The sequence below is a fragment of the Streptomyces sp. LaBMicrA B280 genome, from assembly GCF_049222185.1.
In the GTDB taxonomy this organism is placed as follows: Bacteria; Actinomycetota; Actinomycetes; order Streptomycetales; family Streptomycetaceae; genus Streptomyces; species Streptomyces murinus.
The window spans coordinates 44,606-59,390 of sequence record NZ_JBMJCT010000017.1 but is presented as its reverse complement, the minus strand read 5'-3'; the positions used below and the strand labels follow the sequence as shown (position 1 = coordinate 59,390).

General features: G+C 67.9%; 13 protein-coding genes. 3 read left to right on the top strand and 10 right to left on the bottom strand.

Annotated elements, in window-relative coordinates:
• The first annotated feature begins 625 nt into the window (after window positions 1–625).
• Together ACLF5H_RS17045 and ACLF5H_RS17040 are read left to right on the top strand one after the other, a co-directional pair.
• Window positions 626–1,135: a hypothetical protein gene (locus ACLF5H_RS17045; protein ID WP_421676910.1), complete on the top strand. Its 510-nt coding sequence runs from the start codon at window positions 626–628 to the stop codon at window positions 1,133–1,135.
• On the top strand, window positions 1,132–1,701 hold the full coding sequence (locus tag ACLF5H_RS17040) for a hypothetical protein (RefSeq protein WP_421676909.1): 570 nt from the start codon (window positions 1,132–1,134) through the stop codon (window positions 1,699–1,701). Before ACLF5H_RS17045 ends, ACLF5H_RS17040 begins: the two co-directional genes overlap by 4 nt.
• Here the strand turns inward: ACLF5H_RS17040 and ACLF5H_RS17035 are convergent.
• The gene (locus ACLF5H_RS17035) at window positions 1,686–1,934 is read right to left on the bottom strand and encodes a DUF397 domain-containing protein (RefSeq protein ID WP_421676908.1); all 249 of its coding nucleotides are present in this window, start codon (window positions 1,932–1,934) and stop codon (window positions 1,686–1,688) included. The genes ACLF5H_RS17040 and ACLF5H_RS17035 overlap by 16 nt on opposite strands.
• A complete protein-coding gene (locus tag ACLF5H_RS17030) occupies window positions 1,931–2,776 on the bottom strand; it encodes a helix-turn-helix domain-containing protein (RefSeq protein WP_421676907.1) in 846 nt (281 codons plus the stop codon). Before ACLF5H_RS17030 ends, ACLF5H_RS17035 begins: the two co-directional genes overlap by 4 nt.
• A 135-nt stretch (window positions 2,777–2,911) precedes the next feature.
• Between ACLF5H_RS17030 and ACLF5H_RS17025 the strand changes: the two genes are divergently transcribed.
• Window positions 2,912–3,343: an ATP-binding protein gene (locus ACLF5H_RS17025; RefSeq protein ID WP_421676906.1), complete on the top strand. Its 432-nt coding sequence runs from the start codon at window positions 2,912–2,914 to the stop codon at window positions 3,341–3,343.
• 351 nt (window positions 3,344–3,694) lie between these two features.
• Here the strand turns inward: ACLF5H_RS17025 and ACLF5H_RS17020 are convergent, their stop codons facing one another.
• From ACLF5H_RS17020 to ACLF5H_RS16985, 8 genes are all read right to left on the bottom strand, one after another.
• Entirely contained in the window at window positions 3,695–4,327 is a 633-nt protein-coding gene (locus ACLF5H_RS17020) for a serine/arginine repetitive matrix protein 2 (protein WP_421676905.1), read from the bottom strand.
• A gap of 102 nt (window positions 4,328–4,429) precedes the next feature.
• Window positions 4,430–5,392, bottom strand: coding sequence for a hypothetical protein (locus tag ACLF5H_RS17015; RefSeq protein WP_421676904.1), 963 nt, complete (start codon window positions 5,390–5,392; stop codon window positions 4,430–4,432).
• 88 nt (window positions 5,393–5,480) lie between these two features.
• The gene (gene tuf / locus ACLF5H_RS17010) at window positions 5,481–6,674 is read right to left on the bottom strand and encodes an elongation factor Tu (RefSeq protein ID WP_037657541.1); all 1,194 of its coding nucleotides are present in this window, start codon (window positions 6,672–6,674) and stop codon (window positions 5,481–5,483) included.
• A gap of 155 nt (window positions 6,675–6,829) precedes the next feature.
• A complete protein-coding gene (gene fusA, locus ACLF5H_RS17005) occupies window positions 6,830–8,956 on the bottom strand; it encodes an elongation factor G (protein ID WP_037657540.1) in 2,127 nt (708 codons plus the stop codon).
• A 39-nt stretch (window positions 8,957–8,995) separates the two neighbouring features.
• Entirely contained in the window at window positions 8,996–9,466 is a 471-nt protein-coding gene (gene rpsG / locus ACLF5H_RS17000) for a 30S ribosomal protein S7 (RefSeq protein ID WP_003992340.1), read from the bottom strand.
• A gap of 2 nt (window positions 9,467–9,468) precedes the next feature.
• On the bottom strand, window positions 9,469–9,840 hold the full coding sequence (gene rpsL, locus ACLF5H_RS16995) for a 30S ribosomal protein S12 (protein ID WP_003948652.1): 372 nt from the start codon (window positions 9,838–9,840) through the stop codon (window positions 9,469–9,471).
• A gap of 376 nt (window positions 9,841–10,216) precedes the next feature.
• Window positions 10,217–10,414, bottom strand: coding sequence for a hypothetical protein (locus ACLF5H_RS16990; protein ID WP_421676903.1), 198 nt, complete (start codon window positions 10,412–10,414; stop codon window positions 10,217–10,219).
• A gap of 438 nt (window positions 10,415–10,852) precedes the next feature.
• A complete protein-coding gene (locus ACLF5H_RS16985; protein ID WP_256640020.1) occupies window positions 10,853–14,752 on the bottom strand; it encodes a DNA-directed RNA polymerase subunit beta' in 3,900 nt (1,299 codons plus the stop codon).
• Window positions 14,753–14,785 lie beyond the last annotated feature (33 nt).

Sequence of the window (14,785 nt, the reverse complement as noted above, 5' to 3'; positions counted from 1 at the left end):
TGGTTTCCGGTACCCGCTTTCTCCGACCCACGCGGTCGGGCGTGTCGCGCTCCCGCTGACATGAATGTCCCTTGTTCGAACATCCCTGCGGGGAATGCACACGGCCCTTCCGGAATCCGCGGACCGGGGACCTCGGGCCCACCGGGCGCCTGATCGGTGTCGCGCCCACACTTCCCGGAAGATTCCCGTACGTCCGCCCCAGCGCTGCCCGAGGGCAGTTAGGGCGACGAGTACTGTGGGACTCGCTTCCGGTCCTCCCGGCGGGAGGCGCGCAGCATCAACACTCGACCGAGCAACTCGGACAGTCTGCCATACGTGCGGGGGGCTCCGCCAATCGAGCCGAAGAGATTACCCCTGGAGTGACGTAGGTCAAACCGGAAGCAGGTCCGGCCGCGCTGTGGAGGTGTCGAGTCCCTTCCGCGAACGTCTCGCGAACCGGTGGCCGAACGACCCGCTGTCGTCACCGTGCGTGTGCCAAGATTGCGCCCCGAATGAACTTTCGGGGTCCGGCAGAGCCGGAGGACAAGATCGAAGCGCTGATGACCGAGGCCATGCACGCCGCGAACGGCGGGCAGTCGATCGCGGGCGGGACCGTCGTTGTCGGCGGCGTGCTGGGAGCACGTTGATGACCTCGGCGTCGACGAGCACGAACCGCGCCTGGGATGCGCGGGCGCCGAAGTCGCCGCCGCGTATCTGGGCGCGCTACTGCCTGCAGTGGCTCTGGGGACCGCCCCTCTGGCTGCTCGCCCGTCTCCCCCTGATCCTCCTCGCCCTGCTGGAGGTGGAGGTCACGCGGTCGGGCAGGGGCTCCATGGGAAAACCGCGCCGGCGAAGGCGGATGTGGGTCGACCGCGAGCGGCTACGGCTGGATCGCATGACGGATCCCCACGAACAGGAGCGCGAGCTCCGGGAACTGCTGGCCGACCACCGCCTGGACTGCGTGCCCGTCCGGCCCGGCGGGGCCCCGCCCCTGGCCTGCTCCGGCGGGTTCCATCGGCTGGCCGTCGAGGACAGCTACTACCGGCTCCTGGGCGCGCGCCGCGCTTTCGCCATCGCCCACGACGAGTTCGGGTGGGTGCTGGGCGAGAACGCCGAGCGCGATCTGCCCGAGCGGCTGGAACTGCGCTGCCCATGAGCACCGGCCACCTCCGCGGCGAACCCGTGAACCCCGACCCGTATGCGTTCCGGATCTCCGTGAACAACCCGGTGCCGGTGCCCTCCCCCGTGCCGGCGCATCTGCCGCCCGGCGCGGAGATGGCCTCGACCATCCGGCTGCCGACCGCAGGGGGCTCCGAAGACGTTCCCCTCGCCCGGATTCTCACCGCGCCCTCCACCCGGCGTTGGAGCCGCGAGAAGCCGGTGCCCTTCTGGATCCACGACGGGCGGGACGACAGGCTGCTGTGCTCCGTCCACCCCGCGGCACGGGACGTGTACGACGTCCACGCGGCCGACGGTGCCCCGCTGGCCCGCGTCACCCGCCGGGCCGGACGGCTTCTGCCCTGGCCGCGCCGCGTCCGGTGGGCCGTGTCTTCCGGCGCCCGGGCCCGGCCGGTCACGGGCCATGTGGGCACCTGGTACTCATGGCTGCTCTACGTCGCGACCGCGCCCGTCTGGTTCCTCTATGTGCTCTGCGCGACGGTGTACTCGTTCATCGACGGCAGCCCGGACGACGCCACGCCGAGCACCTACCGGGCGGCGTAGGCGAGGAAGCCGGTCCAGGTTTCCGGGGCGACGGTGAGGCAGGGGCCCTCGGTGTTCTTGGAGTCGCGGACGTGGATGGTGGTGGGGGTGGGGGCGAACTCGACGCAGTCGCCGGGTTCACTGCTGTCGCTGTAGCTGCTCTTGCGCCACGTGAGGGCCAGCTCGACGCAGTCGTCAGCCTCGCTGCTGTCGCTGTAGCTGCTCTTGAACCAGTGGAGGTGGGCGGTGCTCATAGTCTCCCCAGCGCTTGCTCGATGAAGGACCGCGACTCCCTCGGCGGGAGGGCCTGCGCCCGGATCATGCCATAGCGCAGCTCAAGGATGCGGAGCTCCTTGGGGCCTGAGACCGGGCGGCCGTTGAACGCGCCACTGGAACGTCCGATCGCCGTGCCGTCGGCGAACTTCAATACCTGGATCACGCCCGCCGCTCCGGCGTGCTCCTCCCGGTCGGTCGGCATGACCTGAAACGTGACATTCCTCAACTGCGATACCTCCAGGAGGTGTTCGAGTTGTCGGCGCAGCACCATCTTGCCGCCGTAGGGGCGTTCGAGCGTCACCTGCTCCTGGACGAAGCTGAGCGTCGGGGCAGGTTCTCGTTCAAAGACTGTCTTACGACCGATTCGCGCCGCGACACCCCGCTCGATTACGTCTGTGGAGTAGGCGGGTTGCCTCATCTCCAACAGCGCTCGCGCGTACTCCGGTGTCTGCAACAGCCCGTGCAGGTTGTGGCTGCCGTACAGCAGCATCTCCACGGCCCGCCCCTCCAGGTCCGCCAGATCGCGTACCTTCTTGGGATAGCGCGCCCTCCTCATGTCCTCCATGAAGGCCCTCAGGTGGCCCTGCGCCTTCAGGAGGGTGTCCACCTTGTCCAGGAACTCCGGCCGGGGAATCCGCGAGCCGCGCTCGATCTTGCGGATCAGTGCTTCGCTGTAGCCGAGGGCCGCGGCCAAGTCGGGGACGCTCACCTTGGCCGCCTCCCGGCAGACTTGGAGCAGCCGTCCCACCGCCTGCACCATCGGCTCCATCTCATCGCCCGGCTCGACGTCCCAGCCTGCCTCGTCCACGTTCTCGGTCATGTCTCCTCCTTCGCCGTGCACTCGACTCGTATAACGCCGTGACAGCCGGGACAGCCGGGACAAAACCGGGACAGTCACCGTACGTACAGGCGCTATCGCTTACGTAGCGAACCACCCTCGGCCACGCTGAGTGACGTGAATCAGAAAACCGTCGCGGCTCCGGCCGAACTCCCCCGCCCCACCCGCAACTTCAGGCTTCTGCTCTCCCCCACCCCACGCGGCGCCCGGCTCGCCCGGCTGCTCTCCACGGAGCAGCTGCGCAGCTGGGGGATCCTCTCGGACGCGGCCACGCACGTGATCGCCGAGCTGGCGGCGAACGCCGCGACCCATGGCCGGGTGCCGGGCAGGAGCTTCCAGCTCACGCTGAACGTCGTCGGCGACACGCTCCGTATCGAGGTGAGCGACACCCGCCGTGAACGCCTGCCCGAGGCCCAACACCCCGGCGCGGAGGCGGAGTCGGGGCGCGGGCTGATCATCGTGGAGGCGCTGGCCGACCGCTGGGGCGTGTCGTCGGACGCCGTACCGCGCAAGACCGTGTGGGCCGAGATCACCGTCCCGGATCTTTGATGCGTCGCGGGCGAACCAGGCGGAGTAGCGCGGGACCGTAGCCCTTCTCCAGCTGCTCGCCCTCGCCGGCCAGGAAGTCCTTGGCGGCGGCGCCGTGATGGGCGTACAGGCCGTAGCCGGGCTTCACCTGGCAGCCGTGCTTCCCGGCCGTGGCCGAGGGGCGCCGCCTGCCTCCTCGGCTCTGAAGTCCGACGCAGGCAGCGCCTCGCTCAGCCCGCCCCGTGCCGGCGAGCCGCCGCACGCCCGGTCCCGCGACTCCTCGCCGACCCCGGAACCGAAGGCACCGCTGCCGTGGAGCACCGCCCCCACCGGCGCGAGTACCAACAGGCGCGCGGCATGCTCAGGGTCCGGTCATGTCCAGGCGGCATCGGCGGAGCCCATGAGCCGACGGCGATGACGACCGCGGCGGATCGCGGTCACGATGCAGATCGCCGGGACCGCGAGGGCCGCCGTGAGGAAGCAGCCGACGGCCGCGAGCATGCCGACGGCCACGCCCCGCACCCGGGGCTTGTCGCCGAGGGCGAAGGCGGCCGCCGGGCTGTCCGAGGTGCAGATGACGGGGTAGTCGCCGGTGGTCCTCGGGGTGAACTCGAAGACACGTTCCCAGGAGCGGGCGCCGAGGGTGACACGGAAGGTGCCGGACGGCTGGGTCACGGAGTCGGCGAGGGCCCGCGGCACGCGGCAGTCGACGTGGCCCGGCGCGGACTGGGAGACGTAGATCGACCGGGCCCTGCCCTGGGTGAAGCTGAACGTGCGCTGCTCCCCGCCGGTGAACGTGTGGGCCGTGTCGACCATGTGCACCGTGTCCTTGACCGCCAGCACGCCGAACGCGATACCGGCGCCGATCAGGACGAGGCCGAGCAGGGCCGCCACGACGTACCAGATACGCCGGGGCCGCAGGTCCTTCGCCCGGACGACGGGCGGTACGGGGGGCGGGCCGCCGTAGCCGCCGTACGGTGTGCCCCAGGTATTGGGTATGGACATGACGCCGCATCGTAGAGGAACCATCACCACGATGTCCCCGGCCGATCGGACGGCGGTCGCGGAGCGGGGCCCGGCACCTGCCGCCCCTCCCCCACGGGTAGGTCAGGAGCGAGCCGCCGTCACCGAGTTGTCCGCGCTGAGCAGACCGCCGTCCGCCGACAGGCCGAGGGTGGTGCGCAGGGCGCCGACGGCCGGGTCGCGCAGGGAGACGACCAGGCGGTAGGGCGGCGGGCCGGTGACGGTGCCGTGGGAGTCGGCGGGCGACCGGAGCGACTTCGCCACGGACGCGCCGTCGTGGCCGGGGCACATGGCCCGAGCGGGGAGGACGACCTCGGCCGCGCCCCCGTCGCTCACGTCCACGGAGGCGCCCGACCGGGCGGCGGAGGGCCAGCTGACGGGCAGGCCGTGGGCACCGGCCACCAGACCGTCCGGGCCCTCGATCTCCACCGCCACGCCCTCGCCGCCGAGCGTGCGCGAGAGCTGGAGCGGCTTTGCCGTGCCGGGCGCGGTGAAGCGCAGCCCGATGGCGATGCCGCCCACGCCGTCGGGGTCCGCCGCGTAGCCGTAATGGCTCAGCGCCAGCCGCGGGCCGTGCGCGGCGGAACCGGCGGAACCGGCGGACGGCGGGAGCGGGAAGTGGTGGTAGCCCTTGGTGCCGCACTGATCGCCGTCGGAGGTGCCGCCGCCGGGCAGCGACACCGCCTCGGCCGGACCGGAGGCGGGACCGGCGGCCGGTGCGGGCGGCGAGGACCGCGGGATCGGGATCAGGCCCATCTGGAAGGCGCCGAAGGCGACCACGGCCGCGGCCGCCGTCCAGGGCGCCGCGCCCGCCAGCCAGGCGGTCAACGACCGGGGGCGCGCCAGCCAGGCGGTCAACGACCGGGGGCGCCGCGGCCGGCGCGGGCCGCTCGGGCGTCGTACACGGGCGGCCGCCAGCCGGTCCCGCGCCGATGCCTCCTTGGGGGCGCCCGCGTCACCGCCCTCCATCGCGTCCCGCAGGAACGCCTCCCACTGCTCGTCGGACGGGGACTCGTCGGGGCCTTCGGCGGGCGGGAGGCTGCTCACGGGCTCAGGGTACGACGAAGAGGCCCGTACGACCGAAGTCGTACGGGCCTCTCCAAAGGTCGGTCAATGACCTTCAAGCAAGCGGAACTTACTTGACGATCTTGGTGACCTGGCCGGCGCCCACGGTGCGACCACCCTCACGGATGGCGAACTTCAGGCCCTCCTCCATGGCGACGGGCTGGATCAGCGAGACAGTCATCTCGGTGTTGTCGCCCGGCATGACCATCTCGGTGCCCTCGGGGAGGGTCACAACGCCCGTCACGTCCGTCGTACGGAAGTAGAACTGCGGACGGTAGTTGTTGAAGAACGGCGTGTGGCGGCCGCCCTCGTCCTTGGACAGGATGTACGCCTGCGCCTCGAACTCGGTGTGCGGGGTGACCGAACCCGGCTTGATGATGACCTGGCCGCGCTCGACGTCCTCGCGCTTGATGCCGCGGAGCAGCAGACCGACGTTCTCACCGGCCTGGCCCTCGTCGAGCAGCTTGCGGAACATCTCGATACCGGTGACCGTGGTGGTGGTCTTCTCGGTCTTGATGCCGATGATGTCGACGGTCTCGTTGACCTTCAGGACACCACGCTCGATACGGCCGGTGACGACCGTACCGCGACCGGTGATCGTGAAGACGTCCTCGATCGGCATCAGGAACGGCTTGTCGACGTCGCGCTCCGGCTCCGGAATCGCGGTGTCGACGGCGTTCATGAGGTCCAGGACGGACTGGGTCCACTGCGCGTCGCCCTCGAGGGCCTTCAGCGCGGAGACACGGACGACCGGCAGGTCGTCGCCCGGGAACTCGTACTCCGAGAGAAGCTCACGGACCTCGAGCTCAACGAGCTCCATGATCTCCTCGTCGTCCACCATGTCGGCCTTGTTCAGGGCGACGACGATGTACGGAACGCCGACCTGGCGGGCCAGGAGCACGTGCTCCTTGGTCTGCGGCATCGGGCCGTCGGTGGCGGCGACCACCAGGATCGCGCCGTCCATCTGCGCGGCACCGGTGATCATGTTCTTGATGTAGTCCGCGTGACCCGGGCAGTCGACGTGGGCGTAGTGACGCGCCTCGGTCTGGTACTCGACGTGCGCGATGGAGATGGTGATACCGCGCTGGCGCTCCTCGGGCGCCTTGTCGATGTTGTCGAACGGGGTGGCCTCGTTCAGCTCCGGGTACGCGTCGTGCAGCACCTTGGTAATGGCGGCCGTGAGGGTCGTCTTACCGTGGTCGATGTGACCGATGGTGCCGATGTTGACGTGCGGCTTAGTCCGCTCGAACTTCGCCTTCGCCACTGGGGTCCTCCTGTGGAGTGGTTCTGTACGCCTTACTTCATCGGCGCCAGGTGATCTTTGCTGGATAGCCCGGAACCCGGGGCATTCATCCTGGTATTCGGCTGAATGCCCCTTGAGGCTCCGGAGTCAAGCCTAAAGCGTGCGAACGCGGTGCGTTACTCGCCCTTGGCCTTCGCGATGATCTCCTCGGCGACGTTCCGCGGAACCTCGGCGTAGGAGTCGAACTGCATCGAGTAGCTTGCGCGACCCGACGTCTTGCTGCGGAGGTCGCCGACGTAGCCGAACATCTCCGAGAGGGGCACGAGGCCCTTCACGACGCGGGCGCCAGCCCGCTCCTCCATGGCCTGGATCTGGCCACGGCGGGAGTTGATGTCGCCGATGACCTCACCCATGTAGTCCTCGGGCGTGGTGACCTCGACGGCCATCATCGGCTCAAGGAGCACGGGCGAAGCCTTGCGCGCGGCCTCCTTGAAGGCCTGCGAGCCGGCGATCTTGAAGGCGAGCTCGGAGGAGTCGACCTCGTGGTAGGCACCGTCGTGGAGGATGACACGGACACCGGTCATCTCGTAGCCGGCCAGGATGCCGAACTGCATGGCCTCCTGCGCACCGGCGTCCACCGAAGGGATGTACTCCTTCGGGATACGGCCACCGGTGACCTTGTTCACGAACTCGTACGAGGTGTCGCCACCCTCGAGCGGCTCGATGCCGATCTGCACCTTCGCGAACTGACCGGTACCACCGGTCTGCTTCTTGTGGGTGTAGTCGACGCGCTCGACGGCCTTGCGGATCGTCTCGCGGTACGCCACCTGCGGCTTGCCGACGTTGGCCTCGACCTTGAACTCACGGCGCATACGGTCGACCAGCACCTCGAGGTGCAGCTCGCCCATACCACCGATGATGGTCTGGCCGGTCTCCTCGTCCGAGTGGACCTGGAAGGACGGGTCCTCCTCGGCCAGGCGCTGGATCGCGACGCCGAGCTTCTCCTGGTCGCCCTTCGACTTGGGCTCGATGGCGACCTGGATGACCGGCGCCGGGAAGTCCATGGACTCCAGGATGACCGGGTTCTTGTCGTCGGACAGCGTCTCACCGGTGGTGGTCTGCTTCAGGCCCATGACGGCGACGATGTCACCGGCGCCCACCGACTCGATCTCCTCACGCTTGTTCGCGTGCATGCGGTAGATCTTGCCGATGCGCTCCTTCTTGCCCTTGACGGAGTTCAGCACCGAAGAGCCGGACTCCAGGCGGCCCGAGTAAACCCGGACGAAGGTGAGCTTGCCGAGGTGCGGGTCGCTCATGATCTTGAACGCCAGCGCGGACAGCGGCTCGTCGTCGGACGGCTTGCGCTTGACGACGACCTCGGGGTCCTTGACGTCGTGGCCCTCGATGGCCTCGATGTCGACCGGCGAGGGCAGGTAGCGCACGACCGCGTCGAGCAGGGGCTGGACGCCCTTGTTCTTGAACGCGGTGCCACAGAACACCGGGGTGACCGTGGTGCCCTCGCTCTTGCCGGACGCGATGGTGATACGACGGATCGCGGCGTACAGCTGCTCCACGGAAGGCTCTTCGCCCTCCAGGTACAGCTCCATGATCTCTTCGTCGTTCTCGGCCACGGCCTCGAGCAGCTTGCCGCGGTACTCCTCGGCAGCCTCGGTGTGCGTGTCCGGGATGTCGACGACGTCGTACATCTCGCCCTTGGTGGCCTCGGCGGACCACACGAAGGCCTTCATCGTCACCAGGTCGACGACGCCCTTGAAGTCCGCCTCGGCACCGATCGGCAGCTGCATGACCAGCGGCTGAGCGCCCAGGCGGTCGACGATCATGTCGACACAGCGGTGGAACTCGGCACCGGTGCGGTCGAGCTTGTTGACGAAGCAGATACGCGGAACGCCGTAGCGGTCCGCCTGACGCCACACCGTCTCGGACTGGGGCTCAACGCCGGCGACGCCGTCGAACACCGTCACGGCACCGTCGAGCACGCGCAGGGAGCGCTCCACCTCGACGGTGAAGTCGACGTGGCCCGGGGTGTCGATGATGTTGATGGTGTGGTCGACGTCTTCCAGCGGCCAGTGGCAGGTGGTGGCAGCAGAGGTGATCGTGATGCCACGCTCCTGCTCCTGCTCCATCCAGTCCATGGTGGCAGCGCCGTCGTGGACCTCACCGATCTTGTAGGACACACCGGTGTAGAACAGGATCCGCTCGGTGGTGGTCGTCTTGCCCGCGTCGATGTGGGCCATGATCCCGATGTTGCGGACCTTGGCCAGGTCAAGTGAAGTGGTAGCCATAAGGCTTCAGTCTTCTCTCGGTCTCGATGTGGGTAGCGACTACCAGCGGTAGTGCGCGAAGGCCTTGTTGGACTCGGCCATCTTGTGGGTGTCCTCGCGCTTCTTCACAGCGGCGCCGAGGCCGTTGGACGCGTCGAGAAGCTCGTTGAGCAGGCGCTCGGTCATGGTCTTCTCGCGACGGGCGCGGGAGTAGCCGACGAGCCAGCGCAGCGCGAGCGTGTTGGCACGACCGGGCTTGACCTCGATCGGAACCTGGTACGTCGCACCACCGACACGGCGGGACTTGACCTCAAGGGTGGGCTTGATGTTCTCAAGCGCGCGCTTCAGCGTGATGATCGGGTCGTTGCCCGTCTTCTCACGCAGACCCTCCATGGCGCCGTAGACGATGCGCTCGGCGGTGGAGCGCTTGCCGTTCAGCAGCACCTTGTTGATGAGGGAGGTCACCAGAGGAGAGCCGTACACCGGGTCGATGATGACCGGGCGCTTCGGGGCGGGGCCCTTACGAGGCATTCTTACTTCTCCTTCTTGGCGCCGTAGCGGCTGCGGGCCTGCTTGCGGTTCTTGACACCCTGGGTGTCGAGGGAGCCGCGGATGATCTTGTAGCGAACACCAGGCAGGTCCTTCACACGGCCGCCGCGCACGAGCACGATGGAGTGCTCCTGCAGGTTGTGTCCCTCACCCGGAATGTAAGCGGTGACCTCGATGCCGCTGGTCAGACGCACACGCGCGACCTTACGCAGGGCCGAGTTCGGCTTCTTCGGGGTGGTCGTGAACACACGCGTGCAGACGCCACGACGCTGGGGCGAACCCTCGAGTGCGGGCGTCTTGTTCTTCTCGACCTTGTCCTGCCGGCCCTTACGGACCAGCTGCTGGATCGTAGGCACTACTTCTCCGGTTTCTGTGTGCCGAATAGGTAAAGCTAACCTGGAACGCCTCCGACCCACGCGGTCGGGTGTGTCGAATCCGTCCGGCTTCCGCCGTGAGGCGAGAAGGGCGCGAATTACGGTGGCCGGTTGTGGCTCGCCGTACGGTTTCAAGGCACGCACAGCAGCCAGGGCACACCCCAGGCACAAGGTCTGAGCGTACCCAGGCGACAGACTCCGGTCAAAACAGAAAGGGGGCGAGGGCGGGGTGTGGGTCTTTTATCACAGGTGAGGGGGTGGCGCATGTCGGGCGGGACGGCCGGAGAACGGGCCTGGGCACCCCACTCCAGAGTGACCCAGCCGGCGGCTCGGCGCGAGCCGCCTCGAAGATCACCCGCTACGGCTTGCACGTGTAGAAGACCAGCATCAGCACCTCCGACCCGACCCCCGCCCCGGCCCACGCCAGGAATTTCATGAACGGCACCTGCTTCTTGTCCTGGCACCACCCGAGGAACATCAGGAAGGCGCCGAAGAGAAAGAAAAGCCCCGCGAGAAAGAAACAACTGCCGATAACCCAGAACAAGACGTCGATCATTTACTCCCCCTGAATCTCATGAAAGGGCCGGAACCGCGGAATGCGCGCGCCCCGGCCACCGCCCGCGCCGCTGTACCGCGACGGCGAGCACGCACGACAGCAGCCCCACGCCCACGCCTCCGACCAGCGGAATGACCGGGCGCGACGCGTCGGAGCCGAGGTCCCCGCGGGAGCCCGTCGGGGCACGCACCGGGTTCCTGGCGTCATGGAATTCCACCCGCGACACCCCCCTCCCCGAGGCGCACGGCGAAATACATCCGATTGTTGACCCCGCTCGCGTACCCCTCGCGGAGAAATACCGCCTCCCCCTCCCCCAAGGCACGACCGTACAGTAAACCTGATGCGCTTCGGCCACTCACGGCGAAAAAAGAGGGCGCCCGAAAACGCCGAAGGGCGGCCACCCCCCGATGGGGAGTGGCCGCCCTTCAGACTGCTCGCTTACTGGTTGTACGGACCGTAGTCGTAGTCCTCCAGCGGAACGGCCTGGCCGGAGCCCGTGCCGAACGGCGAGTAGTCGATGTCGTCGTAGCCGACGGCCGAGTACATCGCGGCCTTGGCCTCCTCGGTCGGCTCGACCCGGATGTTGCGGTAGCGGGACAGACCCGTACCGGCCGGGATGAGCTTACCGATGATGACGTTCTCCTTGAGGCCGATGAGGCTGTCGGACTTGGCGTTGATCGCCGCATCCGTCAGGACTCGGGTCGTCTCCTGGAAGGAGGCGGCCGACAGCCAGGACTCCGTCGCCAGCGAGGCCTTGGTGATACCCATCAGCTGCGGACGACCGGAGGCGGGGTGACCGCCCTCCTGGACCACACGACGGTTCTCGGTCTCGAACTTCGAACGCTCGACCAGCTCGCCGGGCAGCAGCTCCGCGTCGCCCGACTCGATGATCGTCACGCGGCGCAGCATCTGCCGAATGATGATCTCGATGTGCTTGTCGTGGATCGACACACCCTGCGAGTTGTACACCTTCTGGACCTCGCCGACCAGGTGGACCTGGACGGCACGCTGACCCAGGATGCGCAGCACGTCGTGCGGGTTGGTGGCACCCACGGTGAGCTGCTGGCCCACCTCGACGTGCTCGCCCTCGCGGACCAGGACCTTGGCACGCTTCGAGATCGGGAACGCCGTCTCGTCGCTGCCGTCGTCCGGGGTGACGACGAGCTTCTTCGTCTTCTCGGTCTCCTCGATCCGCACGCGGCCGGAGGCCTCGGAGATCGGGGCGACACCCTTCGGGGTACGGGCCTCGAAGAGCTCGACGACACGCGGCAGACCCTGGGTGATGTCGTCACCGGCCACACCACCGGTGTGGAAGGTACGCATCGTCAGCTGGGTACCGGGCTCACCGATGGACTGGGCGGCGATGATGCCGACCGCCTCACCGATGTCGACCAGCTTGCCGGTGGCCAGCGAACGGCCGTAGCACATGGCGCAGGTGCCGACGGCGGACTCACAGGTCAGGACCGAGCGGGTCTTGACCGTCTCCACACCGTGCTTGACCAGCTCGTCGATGAGCACGTCGCCGAGGTCGGTACCGGCCGGGGCCAGCACCTTGCCGTCGACCACGATGTCCTCGGCGAGGCAGCGCGCGTACACGGACGTCTCGACGTTGCCCGTCTTGCGCAGGACACCGTCCTCGCCACGCTCGGCGATCGCCAGCTTGAGGCCGCGCTCGGTGCCGCAGTCCTCCTCGCGGATGATGACGTCCTGGGAGACGTCGACCAGACGACGGGTGAGGTAACCCGAGTCGGCGGTACGCAGAGCGGTGTCCGCCAGACCCTTACGGGCACCGTGGGTGGAGATGAAGTACTCCAGCACGGACAGGCCCTCACGGAACGAGGCCTTGATCGGACGCGGGATGGTCTCGTTCTTCGCGTTCGACACCAGACCACGCATACCGGCGATCTGCCGCATCTGCATCATGTTTCCTCGGGCACCCGAGTCAACCATCATGAAGATGGGGTTGGTCTTGGGGAAGTTCTCGTTCATCGCCTCGGCGACCTCGTTGGTCGCCTTGGTCCAGATCGCGATGAGCTCCTGAGTGCGCTCTTCCTTGGTGATCAGACCGCGCTCGTACTGCTTCTGGACCTTCTCGTCCTGGGCCTCGTAGCCCGCGACGATGGCCTTCTTGGCCTCGGGCACGACGACGTCGGAGATGGCCACCGTGACACCCGAGCGGGTACCCCAGTAGAAGCCGGCCGCCTTCAGGTTGTCGAGCGTCGCCGCCACGATCACCTTGGGGTAGCGCTCCGCCAGGTCGTTGACGATCTCGCCGAGCTGCTTCTTGCCCACCGAGTAGTCGACGAACGGGTAGTCCTCGGGCAGCAGCTCGTTGAAGAGCGCGCGGCCCAGGGTGGTGCGCAGACGGAACGAGTCCCCCTGCTGCCACTCGGGCTCGCCCTCCTCGCGGGCCGGCGGGGTCCAGCCGCGCGGCGGGATGGTGCCCACCGGGAAGCGGATGTCGACCGGCGACTGGAGCGCGAGCTCGCCCGCGTCGAACGCCATGGTCGCCTCGGCCGTGGAACCGAACGCGCGGCCCTCGCCCTTGACGTCACGCAGCTCGCCGTCGGTGGTGAGGAAGAACAGACCGAGGACCATGTCCTGGGTCGGCATCGTCACCGGGCGGCCGTCGGCCGGCTTGAGGATGTTGTTCGAGGACAGCATCAGGATGCGGGCCTCGGCCTGCGCCTCCGCGGACAGCGGCAGGTGCACGGCCATCTGGTCACCGTCGAAGTCCGCGTTGAACGCGGTGCAGACGAGCGGGTGGATCTGGATGGCCTTGCCCTCGACCAGCTGCGGCTCGAAGGCCTGGATGCCGAGGCGGTGCAGGGTGGGCGCACGGTTCAGCAGCACCGGGTGCTCGGCGATGACCTCTTCGAGGACGTCGTACACCACGGTGCGGCCGCGCTCGACCATGCGCTTGGCCGACTTGATGTTCTGCGCGTGGTTCAGGTCGACCAGGCGCTTCATCACGAACGGCTTGAACAGCTCCAGGGCCATCGCCTTGGGCAGACCGCACTGGTGCAGCTTGAGCTGCGGGCCGACGACGATGACGGAACGCGCCGAGTAGTCGACTCGCTTGCCGAGCAGGTTCTGACGGAATCGACCCTGCTTACCCTTCAGCATGTCGCTGAGGGACTTCAGCGGACGGTTGCCGGGGCCCGTCACCGGGCGACCGCGACGGCCGTTGTCGAAGAGGGCGTCGACCGCCTCCTGGAGCATGCGCTTCTCGTTGTTCACGATGATCTCGGGCGCGCCGAGGTCGAGAAGCCGCTTCAGGCGGTTGTTGCGGTTGATGACACGGCGGTACAGGTCGTTCAGGTCGGAGGTCGCGAAGCGGCCACCGTCCAGCTGCACCATCGGACGCAGGTCCGGCGGGATGACCGGGACGCAGTCCAGGACCATGCCCTTGGGGCTGTTGGAGGTCTGCAGGAACGCGGAGACGACCTTCAGCCGCTTGAGGGCACGGGTCTTCTTCTGGCCCTTGCCGGTGCGGATGATCTCGCGGAGCTTCTCGGCCTCTTCGTCGAGGTCGAAGGACTCCAGGCGCTTCTGCAGCGCCGCGGCGCCCATCGAGCCGTCGAAGTACGTGCCGAAGCGGTCGCGCAGCTCGCGGTAGAGCAGCTCGTCGCCCTCCAGGTCCTGGACCTTGAGGTTCTTGAACCGGTTCCACACCTCGTCGAGGCGGTCGATCTCGCGCTGCGCGCGGTCGCGCAGCTGCTTCATCTCGCGCTCGGCACCCTCGCGCACCTTGCGGCGCACATCGGCCTTGGCGCCCTCGGCCTCCAGCTCGGCCAGGTCGGTCTCGAGCTTCTTGGCGCGGGCCTCCAGGTCGGAGTCGCGGCGGTTCTCGATGTGCTGACGCTCGACGGAGACGTGCGCCTCCAGGGAGGGCAGGTCGCGGGTGCGGCGCTCCTCGTCGACGTACGTGATCATGTACGCCGCGAAGTAGATGACCTTCTCCAGGTCCTTCGGGGCGAGGTCCAGCAGGTAGCCCAGGCGGGACGGGACGCCCTTGAAGTACCAGATGTGGGTGACGGGAGCGGCGAGCTCGATGTGGCCCATCCGCTCACGGCGCACCTTGGCGCGCGTGACCTCGACGCCACAGCGCTCGCAGATGATGCCCTTGAAGCGGACACGCTTGTACTTGCCGCAGTAGCACTCCCAGTCCCGGGTCGGACCGAAGATCTTCTCGCAGAAGAGTCCGTCCTTTTCGGGCTTCAGGGTGCGGTAGTTGATGGTCTCGGGCTTCTTGACCTCACCGTGGCTCCACTGACGGATGTCGTCAGCGGTGGCCAGGCCGATCCGGAGCTCGTCGAAGAAGTTGACGTCGAGCACTATGCGTCAATCCCTCTCAGGTTCGTGAGTCTG